This window comes from Streptomyces xanthophaeus (assembly GCF_000725805.1).
GTDB lineage: Bacteria > Actinomycetota > Actinomycetes > Streptomycetales > Streptomycetaceae > Streptomyces > Streptomyces xanthophaeus.
Window position 1 is genome coordinate 71,799 of sequence record NZ_JOFT01000027.1, and the last position, 11,824, is coordinate 83,622.

General features: G+C 71.8%; 11 protein-coding genes and 1 tRNA gene. 8 read left to right on the plus strand and 4 right to left on the minus strand.

What is annotated here, in order from left to right; translation table 11 throughout:
• Window positions 1-3: 3 nt before the first annotated feature.
• The 3 genes from IO30_RS0117545 to IO30_RS0117550 all read left to right on the plus strand — a co-directional run bounded on the left by IO30_RS0117545 (window position 4) and on the right by IO30_RS0117550 (window position 2,649).
• Window positions 4-582, plus strand: coding sequence for a riboflavin biosynthesis intermediates N-glycosidase (locus IO30_RS0117545; RefSeq protein ID WP_037894381.1), 579 nt, complete (start codon window positions 4-6; stop codon window positions 580-582).
• A gap of 58 nt (window positions 583-640) precedes the next feature.
• Window positions 641-702 (plus strand) — tRNA-Ser (locus IO30_RS45480).
• 339 nt (window positions 703-1,041) lie between these two features.
• Complete coding sequence (locus IO30_RS0117550) at window positions 1,042-2,649, plus strand: TROVE domain-containing protein (RefSeq protein WP_031144080.1); 1,608 nt, start codon at window positions 1,042-1,044, stop codon at window positions 2,647-2,649.
• A 66-nt stretch (window positions 2,650-2,715) separates the two neighbouring features.
• On the opposite strand, the gene IO30_RS0117555 is transcribed toward IO30_RS0117550, so the two are convergent.
• Entirely contained in the window at window positions 2,716-3,405 is a 690-nt protein-coding gene (locus IO30_RS0117555) for a DUF4190 domain-containing protein (RefSeq protein ID WP_037894383.1), read from the minus strand.
• Between the two features lie 107 nt (window positions 3,406-3,512).
• On the opposite strand from IO30_RS0117555, the gene IO30_RS0117560 reads away from it, so the two are divergent.
• The 5 genes from IO30_RS0117560 to IO30_RS0117580 all read left to right on the plus strand — a co-directional run bounded on the left by IO30_RS0117560 (window position 3,513) and on the right by IO30_RS0117580 (window position 8,487).
• Entirely contained in the window at window positions 3,513-4,538 is a 1,026-nt protein-coding gene (locus IO30_RS0117560) for an adenosine deaminase (RefSeq protein WP_031144089.1), read from the plus strand.
• A 21-nt stretch (window positions 4,539-4,559) separates the two neighbouring features.
• Window positions 4,560-5,249 carry a glycerophosphodiester phosphodiesterase gene (locus tag IO30_RS0117565; RefSeq protein WP_031144091.1) on the plus strand — a complete coding sequence of 230 codons (690 nt, stop codon included), beginning with the start codon at window positions 4,560-4,562 and terminating at the stop codon, window positions 5,247-5,249.
• The gene (locus IO30_RS0117570; RefSeq protein ID WP_425338109.1) at window positions 5,246-6,460 is read left to right on the plus strand and encodes an ATP-binding protein; all 1,215 of its coding nucleotides are present in this window, start codon (window positions 5,246-5,248) and stop codon (window positions 6,458-6,460) included. Before IO30_RS0117565 ends, IO30_RS0117570 begins: the two co-directional genes overlap by 4 nt.
• Complete coding sequence (locus IO30_RS0117575; RefSeq protein WP_031144095.1) at window positions 6,457-7,131, plus strand: response regulator transcription factor; 675 nt, start codon at window positions 6,457-6,459, stop codon at window positions 7,129-7,131. The genes IO30_RS0117570 and IO30_RS0117575 overlap by 4 nt, the downstream gene beginning before the upstream one ends.
• A 147-nt stretch (window positions 7,132-7,278) precedes the next feature.
• Window positions 7,279-8,487, plus strand: coding sequence for a serine hydrolase domain-containing protein (locus IO30_RS0117580; protein ID WP_031144097.1), 1,209 nt, complete (start codon window positions 7,279-7,281; stop codon window positions 8,485-8,487).
• 3 nt (window positions 8,488-8,490) lie between these two features.
• On the opposite strand, the gene IO30_RS0117585 is transcribed toward IO30_RS0117580, so the two are convergent.
• From IO30_RS0117585 to IO30_RS0117595, 3 genes are all read right to left on the minus strand, one after another.
• Window positions 8,491-9,006 (minus strand): hypothetical protein, encoded by a 516-nt coding sequence (locus IO30_RS0117585; RefSeq protein WP_031144098.1) that lies wholly within the window; start codon window positions 9,004-9,006, stop codon window positions 8,491-8,493.
• 84 nt (window positions 9,007-9,090) lie between these two features.
• Entirely contained in the window at window positions 9,091-10,269 is a 1,179-nt protein-coding gene (locus IO30_RS0117590; protein ID WP_031144100.1) for an ABC transporter substrate-binding protein, read from the minus strand.
• Window positions 10,270-10,361: 92 nt separating this feature from the next.
• A complete protein-coding gene (locus IO30_RS0117595) occupies window positions 10,362-11,801 on the minus strand; it encodes a gamma-aminobutyraldehyde dehydrogenase (protein ID WP_031144102.1) in 1,440 nt (479 codons plus the stop codon).
• Window positions 11,802-11,824: the final 23 nt, after the last annotated feature.

Consider the following 11,824-nt stretch of genomic DNA (forward strand, 5'->3'; position numbering starts at 1 on the left):
TGCATGGAGAAGATCGACGAACTGATCAAGCAGGTCAGCAGTGGTGGGCGGGTGAAGTTCCTGCCGTTCTGGGGCCACCGCCCCCGGCCCGACGGGACGCTCGGACCGAGCTGCCTCAGCCAGTGGTGGCCGTCGGAATTCACTGTGGGTGACGTCCGCTACGCCACGGCGGAGCACTGGATGATGGCCGGGAAGGCCCGGCTGTTCGGGGACGAGCAGGCCGTACGCGCCGCCCTGGAGGCGAAGACTCCGGCGGAGGCCAAGAACGCCGGGCGCCTCGTGCGCGGCTTCGACGACGCGGTGTGGCAGCGGGAGCGCTTCGCCCTGGTCGTGGAGGGCAGCGTGCACAAGTTCGGCTCCGACCCGGCCCTGAGCTCGTACCTGCTGGCCACCGGGGACCGGGTGCTCGTCGAGGCCAGTCCGATGGACCGGATCTGGGGCATCGGGCTCGCGGCCGACGACGAGCGCGCCCTGGACCCGGCGCGCTGGCGCGGGCTGAACCTGCTGGGCTTCGCCCTGATGGAGGCGCGCGGGCGGCTGCGCGCAGAGCTCCGCGGGGAGCTGAGCGCAGACGGCGCCTGACGGTAAATGCGTGGCGGCGGCCGGTGCCCCCGGCCTAACGTGATCCTTGTCCAGGTGCGCAGGTGAGACCTACTTCCACTGTTAATGGGGCGGCCGCGGGTTCGAGTCCCGTCACCGGCTTCGGGCCGGTGTAGCTCAGTCGGTAGAGCACCACGTGGTTTCGCCGCACTCGATCTCTGGACACTGCATCACGCACCTCCCGGTGCGCGGGCTGCGGCTACTTCTTCCACGAAACCATGCCGCCGCCACCTTGATCTCGGGAGGCGCACGTGCGGGAGGCCCGGTGCGCAGGCAACGGTTACTTCTCGGGATCAGCAGGTGGCGGGTTCGAGTCCCGCCCGGCTCCGGCCGGTAGCTCAGACGCGTAGAGCAGCTGACACAAGTCCGTCGCCGACTTCGATCTCGGGCCTCCCGCACGTCACGCCTCCCCCTGCTTCCTTTGAATTCGGGGGGATTCACATGGCTCGTTTCAACCTGCTCCGCTCCAAGGCGGCGCCCGCATCGCCCACTTCGCCGACCTCGCCCGTCCGCTCCACCGGCGCCCGTGCGGCCAACCACCACGGCAGCCGGGGACACCTGCGCGATCCGCGCTCCGAGCTGTTCCTGCTCGCCGTCGCCAACTTCGTGACGCAGCGGACCGCCTACGAGAGCGGCGAGGCCCGCGACGGCCGCTTCGCGGCGCTCGTGCGCACCCTCGCCGTCGAGGACCCGCAGTGGACCGCCGGCCTGCTGGGCTGGCTGCGCGGGGAGGGCAACATGCGCACCGCCTCGCTGGTCGGAGCCGCCGAGTACGTCAAGGCGCGCCTCGACGCGGGTGCCACCGACGGGCCCTCGAACCGCCAGGTCGTGGACTCGGTGCTGCGGCGCGCGGACGAGCCCGGTGAACTGCTCGCCTACTGGACGGCCGCGTACGGGCGCAACGTGCCCAAGCCCGTCAAGCGCGGCATCGCCGACGCCGTGCGCAGGCTCTACAACGGGGCCTCGCTGCTGAAGTACGACTCCCCCTCGGGCCGGCAGGCGTACCGCTTCGGTGACGTCCTCAACCTCGTGCACGCCTCCCCCGACCCGGCCAAGGCCTGGCAGGGCGAGCTGTTCCGGTACGCCCTCGACCGGCGGCACCACCCGGAGGCCGCGCGGGTCCCGGAGGGCAACCGCACCCTGGTCGCCCACCGGGCGCTGATGGACCTGCCGGTGGAGGAACGCCGGGCCGTGGTCGTCTCCCCCGAGGGCGCGGAGCGGTTCGCCGCGGCGGGCATGACCTGGGAGGCGCTGGCCGGATGGCTGCAGGGCCCGATGGACGCGGCCGCCTGGGAGGCGGTCATCCCGTCCATGGGCCCGATGGCGCTGCTGCGGAACCTGCGCAACTTCGACCAGGCCGGGGTCTCGGACGAGGTCGCGGCCGAGGTGGCGGCGAAGGTCTGCGACCCGGAGGTCGTGGCCCGGTCCCGGCAGTTCCCCTTCCGCTACCTGGCCGCCTACCAGCACGCGCCCTCGCTGCGCTGGGCGTACCCGCTGGAGCAGGCGCTCGGCCACTCGCTGGGCAACGTCCCGGCGCTGGCCGGGCGGACGCTGATCCTCGTCGACCGGTCGGGGTCCATGTGGAGCCCGCTCTCGGACCGCTCCCAGCTCAACCGGGCGGACGCGGCGGCGGTCTTCGGTGCGGCGCTGGCCCAGCGGGCCGAGCGCGCGGACCTCGTGCAGTTCGGTACGAAGAGCCACGCGGTCGCGTACCGGCGGGGCGAGTCCGTGCTGAAGGTGCTGGAGCGGTTCGGGGACCTCGGCGGCACGAACACCTCCGAGGCCGTCCGGCAGCACTACAAGGGGCACGACCGGGTCCTGATCGTCACCGACGAGCAGGGCGACCACCGCTACTACGGCGGCGACCCGACGGAGCTGGTCCCGGACACCGTCCCGGTCTACACCTGGAACCTGGCGGGCTACCGGGTGGGCCACGCGCCTTCCGGTTCGGCGAACCGGCACACCTTCGGCGGGCTCACCGATGCGGCCTTCCGCATGGTGTCCCTGATCGAGGGCGGCCAGGACGCCGACTGGCCCTGGGCCGCGTAGGCCGCGGGCCCTACGCCCCGCACCCCGCACCCGTTGCCATCGGGTGCGGGGTGCGGGTGCGAGCCGTCAGGCCTTCTCGCGGACCTGGGAGTTCGAGTACGGGCTCCGGTCGTCGAACTCCGGGTCGTCGTCCCAGCTGTCCAGCCAGAACCCGGAGAACATGAGTGTGGTGATCAGGGCGCCCAGGCCGATGCCCACCGACCCCGTGATCAGGCCGGCCAGCGCCATGCCCCCGTTGTCCGCCTCACCGCGGGCGGCCTTGCCCCTGCCGAGCACTCCGTAGACGACGGCCCCGATGCCGATCGGGACCGCCAGGAACGCGGTGATGCAGCCGAAGGCCGCGACCACGGCGAGGATGCCGAGGACCAGGGCGGTGATGCCGAAGCCGTTGCTCAGCTGCCGGCCGCCGTACGGGTACCCCCCGTAGGCCTGCTGCCCCGGGTACCCGGGCGGGCCCGGGTAGCCCGCGTCGCCCGGGAAGCCGTACCCCGTCTGGGCGGGGGGCGGTCCGGGGTAGCCGTAACCGCCGGGGTCCGGCTGGGCCGGGTAACCGTACGCGGCCGAGGCCGGCCCGGGTATCTGCTGCGGGGCGGCCGGAGGCGGCCCGGCCAGGTCTTCCCCACCGGCGAGCGTCGGCTGGTCGTGCACGGACGGCGGCCCCGACACGCCCGGCGTGCCCTGCGGCTTGCCCAGGTCCGTAGCGGGACGCTCGGGCGGTGCCCACGGGTCTCGCTGCCCAGGACTGTTCTCGGTCATGCGGCCCCCTCTCGTCCAGCCATGCTAAGCGCTGGCGCCGACACTCCCGGGCCTGCCTACGATGAAGCCGGAACACCCGCACCTGCGCCATCCCGGAGGCATCCCCCATGACCGACCTGCACCCCTTCATCGCGGGGCTGCCCAAGGCCGAACTGCACGTCCACCACGTCGGCTCCGCCTCCCCCCGCATCGTCGCCGAACTCGCCTCCCGGCACCCCGACTCGAAGGTGCCCACCGACCCCGAGGCCCTCGCCGACTACTTCACCTTCACCGACTTCGCCCACTTCATCGAGCTCTACCTCTCGGTCGTGGACCTGGTCCGTACCCCCGAGGACGTCCGCGACCTGACCTTCGAGGTCGCCCGTGACATGGCCCGGCAGAACATCCGCTACGCGGAACTGACCGTCACCCCGTACTCCTCCACCCGCCGCGGCATCGACGAGAACGCCTTCATGGAGGCCATCGAGGACGCCCGCAAGGCCGCGGAGAGCGAATTCGGCGTCATCCTGCGCTGGTGCTTCGACATCCCCGGCGAGGCCGGCCTGGCAGCCGCCGAGGAGACCTGCCGGCTCGCCGTCGAGCTGCGCCCCGAGGGCCTGGTCTCCTTCGGCCTCGGCGGCCCCGAGATCGGCGTCCCCCGCCCGCAGTTCAAGCCGTACTTCGACCGGGCCCGCGCCGCCGGACTGCACAGCGTGCCGCACGCCGGCGAGACCACCGGCCCGGAGACCGTCTGGGATTCCATCCGCGAGCTGGGCGCCGAGCGCATCGGCCACGGCACCAGCTCCACCCAGGACCCGGAACTGCTCGCCTACCTCGCCGAGCACCGCATCGCGCTGGAGGTCTGCCCGACCTCCAACATCGCCACGCGCGCGGTGGCCGACCTCGACCAGCACCCGGTCAGGGAGATGGTCGAGGCGGGCGTGCTCGTCACCATCAACAGCGACGACCCGCCGATGTTCGGCTCCGACCTCAACAACGAGTACGCGGTGGCCGCCCGGCTCCTCGGCCTGGACGAACTCGGTCTCGCCCGGCTCGCCAAGAACGCCGTCGAGGCCTCCTTCCTGGACGAGACGGGCAAGGCGAAGCTCAGCGCGGAGATCGACACGTACACGGCGCAATGGCTCGCGCGCTGAAGTCCCCCTGAGAATGGGGCCATGCGCACCCTGACTGCCGTCGGCCACCGCGGCGATCCCTACCGTGTCCGTGAGAACACCCTGTCCTCGATCCGCTCCGCGTTCGCGCGCGGGGCGGACGCGGTCGAGATCGACGTACGGCTGACCCGTGACGGGGTACCGGTCCTGCTCCATGACGATTCGCTCCAGCGGCTGTGGGGCCACGACGTCCGGCTCGACGAGGTGTCGGCCGCGCAGCTCAAGGAGATGACGCAGGGCGGGGTCCCGACCCTGCGCGACGCCCTGATGGAGGCGGGCGCCGGCCGGCTGATGCTCGACCTGCCCGGCGCCTCGCCCGGGACGGCACGGACCGTGGTCGGCCTGGTCCGCGAGTGCGGGGCGCGCGAGCGGACGTACTACTGCGCCGGCCCGCGCACGATGCTGGCGGTGCGCGCAGCCGATCCGGCGGCGGAGATCGCGCTGACCTGGACCACGCTGTCGCCGCCGCGCCGGGTGCTGATCGACGCCGTGGCGCCGCGCTGGCTCAACTACCGCTTCGGGCTGGTCGACCGGGAGCTGACGGACGCCCTGCACCGGGACGGGCTGCTGGTGTCCGCCTGGACGGCCGACACCCGGCGCACCATGCGGGGGCTGGTGCGGGCCGGGGTGGACTCGGTCACCACGAACCGCCTGGACGCACTGACCGCCGTACGGGCCGAGCTCGGACGGTGATACCGAACCCCGCCGCGCTGCTGCGCCGGGCCCGGCCGTGGCTCGTGGACCTGGGCCTGGCCGTGCTGGTGCAGCTGGCCGTCTCGATGCCGTTCGTGCTGCCGCGGGAGGCCCCGCTGCCGCCCGCGACCTGGACCTCGTACGCGATGACCACCCTGGCCGTGGTGCCGCTGGTGTGGCGGCGCCGGTGGCCGGTGACCGTGCTGGTGCTGAACCTGCTGGCCGGCGGGGTCTACCGGGTGGCGTTCGAAGGGCCGGGGCAGCCGCTGCCGTACGCCGGGCTGATCGCCTTCTACACGGTCGCCCTGCTGTGTCCCGCGCGGGTTCGGGCCGCCGTCGGGGGGCTCGCGGTGCTGACGGTGGCCGTGTCCGCGGGGCTGCGGACGGGGACGGCCAGGGAGCTGTCCTTCACCCTGTTCTGCGCGGGCGCCGCGTACGTGCTCGGCCGGCTCCAGCACACGCGGCAGGCCTACACCGCGGCCGTGGAGGACCGCGCGGCGCAGCTGGAGCGGGCCAACCGGATCGAGTCGGAGCAGGCCGTGGCGCGCGAACGGGCCAGGATCGCGCGGGAGATGCACGACATCCTCTCGCACGCCGTCAGCATCATGATCGTGCAGGCGGAGGCCGGGCCGGTGGCGGTGCGGCGGGCGCCGGAGCGGGCCGAGGCGGCTTTCGAGGCCATCTCGGAGACGGGCCGGGACGCGATGGTGCAGCTGCGCGCGATGCTCGGGCTGCTCAGGGAGGACGGTCCCGCGCCCCGCGAGCCGCAGCCGGGGGTGGCCGCGCTGCCGCGGCTGCTGGACCGGGTGCGCCAGGGCGGGCCGCAGATCGCGTACGAGGAGACGGGCGAGGTCCGGGCGCTGGCCCCGGCGGTGGACACGGCCGTGTACCGGATCGTGCAGGAGGCCCTGACGAACGTGGTCAAGCACGCGGCGGCGGACCGGGTGTCGGTACGGCTCCACCACACGGCCAGGGACCTGACGGTCACGGTGGCGGACGACGGCCGGGGCCCCGCGCGGGCCAGGGGCGGTGGGGGTACGGCCGGCGGGGACGCGGCCGGCGGGCACGGGAGTGGCGGGCACGGGCTGATCGGCATCCGGGAGCGGGCGGCCGCGCACGGCGGGACGGCCACGGCGGGTCCGGGACCGGACGGCCGCGGGTTCCGCCTCAGCGCCGTGCTTGTAACCTCGCGCCAGGAGGTGGGGAGTTGACGATCCGCGTGGTGGTGGCCGACGACCAGGAGCTGGTGCGCAGCGGTTTCGCGATGATCCTCGACGTCCAGGAGGACATCGAGGTCGTGGCGGAGGTCGGCGACGGCGCGGCGGCCGTGGAGGCGGTGGACCGGCTGTCCCCGGACGTGGCCCTGCTCGACATCCGGATGCCGGTGCTGGACGGGATCGAGGCCTGCCGGACGATCTCGGGGCGCGGCGCCTGCCGGACGGTGATGCTGACGACCTTCGACTCGGACGAGTACGTGTACGAGGCCCTGCACGCGGGGGCGAGCGGGTTCCTGCTCAAGGACGTGCGGCGGGACGACCTGGTGCACGCGGTACGGGTGGTGGCGGCGGGCGAGTCCCTGCTGGCGCCTTCGGTGGCGCGGCGGCTGATCGAGGAGTACACGGCGGCCACGGCGTCGGCGCGGCCCGCCCTGGCGGCGGACCGGCTGGAGGTGCTGACGGCGCGGGAGCGGCAGACGCTGCTGCACCTGGGGCGGGGGCTGTCGAACGCGGAGATCGCGGCGGCGCTGGTGGTGAGCGAGCACACGGTGAAGTCGCACGTGGGGAACGTGCTGGCGAAGCTGGGGCTGCGGGACCGGATCCAGGCGGTGATCTGCGCGTACGAGACGGGCCTGATCGCGGCGGGTACTCCCGCTGGGGAGTGAGGTGACGGCGTGCCGGCTCCCTCGCGCGGGGGACTTGTCGTACCGGTGAAGACGGCTCTCACGGGTGATCCGCGCATACCCCTGTGACCAGCAGCATTGAGGTCATCGGGGCAGCACGGCCCCGGGACTTCACAGGGGGAAGACACCATGAACGCGAAGACCCGCACGCTGATCGCCGCCGCTCTGGTCCTGGGCATCGCCGCCGGTCCGGCCGTGGCCCACGCGGCGCCGGCCGCGCGCACGGGACCGGCCCCGGCGGCCCCGGCGCCGACGGCGCCCTCGGTAGCGACGCCGCCGAATGCGAAGGCCCTGGAGAAGGCGATCGCCGGGCTGGGTGCGCAGCACCCGGACGCGACCGCCGCCCTGGTCCGGGTGGGCGGTACGAGCGGGAGCTGGAGGGGGAGTTCGGGTGTCGCGGACATCCGCACGGGGCGCGAGGCGATCGCGGAGGGCCACTTCCGGGCGGGTTCGGTGACCAAGACCTTCACCTCCGCGGTCGTCCTGCAACTGGTGGCCGAGGGGCGGGTGGAGCTGGACCGCCCGGTGGAGGACTACCTGCCGGGCCTGTTCCCCGACAGCTTCGAAAAGCCCGTCACGGTGCGCCAGTTGCTGAACTACACGAGCGGCATCCGGCCGGCGGACGGGCCGGATTCCTTCGAGGAGGAGTGGGAGCAGCGCTTCGATGTCACCGATCCGCGTGAGCAGATCGCGGGTGCCCTGGCCAAGGGGCCGGAGTCCACCGCCGGCACGGCCCAGCACTACCTGAACATCAACTACACGATCCTGGGCGTGCTGATCGAGAAGCTGACGGGCACGACGTACGAGCGGGCGGTCTCGGAGCGCATCCTGCGGCCGCTGGGCCTGCGGGACACCTCGCTCCCGGGCCGTTTCCAGACGCGGATACCGGGTCCTCACAACCACGGCTACCAGGCGCTCACCCGGCCCGACGGGTCGCGGGAGCTGCGCGACGTGAGCGTGTGGAACTCTTCGGACCGCTGGGCGGCGGGCGATCTGATCTCGACGACGGCCGACCTGGAGCGTTTCACCGTGGCTCTGTTCGCCGGGCGGATCGTGCCGAAGGCCCTGCTCAAGGAGACGATGTTCGCGCTTCCGGCGGTGGCCGACTTCGAGAGCGGCAAGCCCGCCCAGCTCTCCGCCGGCTTCTCCCGGGTGGTCCTGCCGGACGGCACGGAGGCCTGGGGCAAGACGGGCGGACGGCACGGCTACAACACGGCGATAGGCGGGACGCTCGACGGGTCGCGGACGCTGGTCTATTCGGTGAACTCCACCGATGCCAAGGGCAAGGACATGAATCCGGTGGCCCTCGCGGTCTTCGGGGCGGCGTTCGCCAAGTAGCGGTCAGGCGGCGACCGCGGACCGGGGCCCGGTCCCGGCCTCGGCCTCGGCCTCCGGCTCGGGCATGGCCTCCAGGCGCTTGATCATGCGGCGCAGGATCAGCAGCGGGATCACTCCGAAGACGCCGAACGCCATGTCGATGAGGCTCCAGGCGAAGGGGATCCCGCGGATGGGGCCGCAGATCAGGGCCAGCGGGATGATGCCCGCACAGGCGATCATGCCGGCTTCGACGACCCAGATGTTGCGGACGGGGTCGCGGTGGACCCCGTAGAAGAAGACGGCGATGCAGAGGTGGGCGAAGGCGAGCCAGTCGGTGCCGTAGAGGAGGAAGGGGTATTCGGCGTCGGCCTGGTCCAGCCCGTCGCCGACCCGGCGCAGCCACTCGTTGTCCACCAGGGCGTTGCCCCAGCGGACTTCGCTGACCAGGGGGAAGGCGGTGAGTCCGCTGATCACCAGGCAGACGAGGAACAGGACCAGCCAGGCACGGATCCGCCGCTGAAGGGCGCTTCTCTCGCTCATGGCAGCAGCGTACGCCCATTTCTGAACACGTTCAGCCAAATTCCTGAAGGAGTTCAACTCTGGCGGGTGGCGTCTGGGGTGCGGTCAGAGTCCGACGATGGCGTTCCAGCGGAGGGCGAGGGAGCGGCGTTCGGCGGAGGAGATGTCCCGGGCCACGACGAGCCGTCGGCGCATGTCCTCGTCGGGGAAGATGAGCGGGTTCTCGGCCAGTTCGGCCGTCTCCCTGTCCTCGGATCCGGCCAGGACCTCGCGGGCGGCCGGGACCGGGCAGACGTAGTTGACGGAGGCCGCGAGCTCGGCCGCCACCTCCGGGTCGTAGTAGTGGTCGATCAGGGCCTCGGCATTGGCCTTGTGCCGGGCGAGGTTGGGCACGAGCAGGCTCTCCGCCCAGAGTTCGGCCCCTTCCTCGGGGACCACGAACTCGATGTCGGGGTTGTCCGCCTGCAACTGGATGGCGTCGCCCGAGTAGGCCTGACAGGCCAGCACGTCGCCCTTGCTGAGGTCGGAGGTGTAGTCGTTGCCGGTGAAGCGGCGGATGTGCTTCTTCTTCACCATGCTCTCGACGTGGTCGCACATCCGGTGGAAGTCGGACTCCGTCCAGCGGGTGACGTCCACGCCGTTGCCCTGCATCAGCAGGGCGAAGGACTCGTCGAGCCCGGAGAAGAGGGTGATCTTGCCGGCGAGTTCGGGCCGCCACAGGTCCTGGACCGACTTGATCTCCCGGCCGAGGGCCTTGCGGTTGTACGCGATGCCGGTGATCCCCGACTGCCAGGGGACGGTGTGCAGCCGGCCTTCGTCGAAGGCGGGGGAACGGAGCTGCGGGTCCAGGTAGCGGGTCACGTTGGACTGGGCCGAGCGGTCCATCTTCTGCGCCCAGCCGAGGTGGACGAAGCGCGCGGCCATCCAGTCGCTGACCACGACCAGGTCGTGCCCCGTCTCCTGGCGGTTCATCAGGGCCGGGCTGACCTTGCCGAAGAACTCGTCGTTGTCGTTGATCTCCTCGGTGTAGCGGACCTCGATGCCGGTCTGCTCCGAGAAGGCCTCCAGGGTCGGACGCCGCTCCTCGTCCTCCTCGTCGGTGTCGATGTACAGCGGCCAGTTGGAGAAGGAGACGGTGCGGTCCCGCTCGGACCTGTCGAGTCCTTCCCGCCGGCCCTCGGGGACGTAGGCGGCGGGCACCCCGCAGCCGGTCAGGGCGGCCAGCAGGCCCGTGGCACCGAGGCCGCGCAGCGCGGCGCGGCGGGAGAAGGCGAGTTCAGGCATGGCCACAGCCTCGGGGAACGCGAAGGGGCGGGCAATAGACATGTTGTCTACTGCCCGCCCCTGCGACACCGTGCTGTGGTCGGTGCGGTCGGTCAGCCGTCGAGCGAGGTCATCACGTGCTTGATGCGCGTGTAGTCCTCGAAGCCGTAGGCGGAGAGGTCCTTGCCGTAGCCGGACTTCTTGAAGCCGCCGTGCGGCATCTCGGCGACGAGCGGGATGTGGGTGTTGATCCACACGCAGCCGAAGTCGAGGTTCTTGGACATCCGCATCGCGCGGCCGTGATCCTTGGTCCACACGGAGGAGGCGAGGGCGAACTCGACGCCGTTCGCGTACTCCAGCGCCTGGGCCTCGTCCGCGAAGGACTGGACGGTGATGACGGGGCCGAAGACCTCGTTCTGGATGATCTCGTCGTCCTGCTTGAGGCCGGAGACCACGGTCGGGGCGTAGAAGTAGCCCTTCTCGCCGACCTGGTGGCCGCCCGCCTCGACCTTGGCGTGGGCGGGGAGGCGCTCGATGAAGCCCGCGACCTGCTTGAGCTGGTTCGGGTTGTTCAGCGGACCGTAGAGCACGTCCTCGTCGTCCGGCTGGCCGGTCTTCGTGTCGGCGGCGGCCTTGGCCAGCGCGGAGACGAACTCGTCGTGGATCGACTCGTGCACCAGCACACGGGTGGCGGCCGTACAGTCCTGGCCCGCGTTGAAGTAGCCCGCGACCGCGATGTCCTCGACGGCCTTGGCGATGTCGGCGTCCTGGAAGACCACGACCGGGGCCTTGCCGCCGAGCTCCAGGTGGACGCGCTTGACGTCCTTCGAGGCGCTCTCGGCGACCTGCATGCCCGCGCGCACCGAGCCGGTGATGGAGGCCATCGCCGGGGTGGAGTGCTCCACCATGGCCTTGCCGGTCTCGCGGTCACCGCAGATGACGTTGAAGACGCCCTTGGGCAGCACCGAGTCGATGATCTCCGCCATCAGGACGGTGGAGGCCGGGGTGGTGTCCGAGGGCTTGAGCACCACGGTGTTGCCCGCGGCGATGGCCGGGGCGAACTTCCACACGGCCATCATCATCGGGTAGTTCCACGGCGCGACCTGGGCACAGACGCCGACCGGCTCACGGCGGATGATCGAGGTCATCCCCTCCATGTACTCGCCGGCCGAGCGGCCCTCCAGCAGACGGGCGGCGCCCGCGAAGAAGCGGATCTGGTCCACCATCGGCGGCAGCTCCTCGCTGGCCGTGAGGCCCAGCGGCTTGCCGGTGTTCTCCGACTCGGCGGCGACCAGCTCGTCCGCGCGCGCCTCGAAGGCGTCCGCGATCTTCAGCAGGGCCTTCTGGCGGTCCGAGGGCGTGGTGTCGCGCCAGCCCGGGAAGGCGGCCGCGGCGGCGGCCATGGCGGCGTCGACATCGGCCTGGCCCGAGAGCGGGGCAGTGGCGTACGCCTCGCCGGTGGCGGGGTTGACCACCTCGGTGGTCCGCCCGTCGGCGGCGTCCTTGAACTCCCCGCCGATGTAGTTGCGCAGACGACGCAGTTCGGTGGTCACTCCAGCCACACTCCTGATCACAT

Coding starts and splice junctions, on each gene's coding strand:
- IO30_RS0117545 (WP_037894381.1), top strand. CDS start 4: ATGGAGAAGATCGACGAACTGATCAAGCAGGTCAGCAGTGGTGGGCGG.
- IO30_RS0117550 (WP_031144080.1), top strand. CDS start 1,042: ATGGCTCGTTTCAACCTGCTCCGCTCCAAGGCGGCGCCCGCATCGCCC.
- IO30_RS0117555 (WP_037894383.1), bottom strand. CDS start 3,405: ATGACCGAGAACAGTCCTGGGCAGCGAGACCCGTGGGCACCGCCCGAG.
- IO30_RS0117560 (WP_031144089.1), top strand. CDS start 3,513: ATGACCGACCTGCACCCCTTCATCGCGGGGCTGCCCAAGGCCGAACTG.
- IO30_RS0117565 (WP_031144091.1), top strand. CDS start 4,560: ATGCGCACCCTGACTGCCGTCGGCCACCGCGGCGATCCCTACCGTGTC.
- IO30_RS0117580 (WP_031144097.1), top strand. CDS start 7,279: ATGAACGCGAAGACCCGCACGCTGATCGCCGCCGCTCTGGTCCTGGGC.
- IO30_RS0117585 (WP_031144098.1), bottom strand. CDS start 9,006: ATGAGCGAGAGAAGCGCCCTTCAGCGGCGGATCCGTGCCTGGCTGGTC.
- IO30_RS0117590 (WP_031144100.1), bottom strand. CDS start 10,269: ATGCCTGAACTCGCCTTCTCCCGCCGCGCCGCGCTGCGCGGCCTCGGT.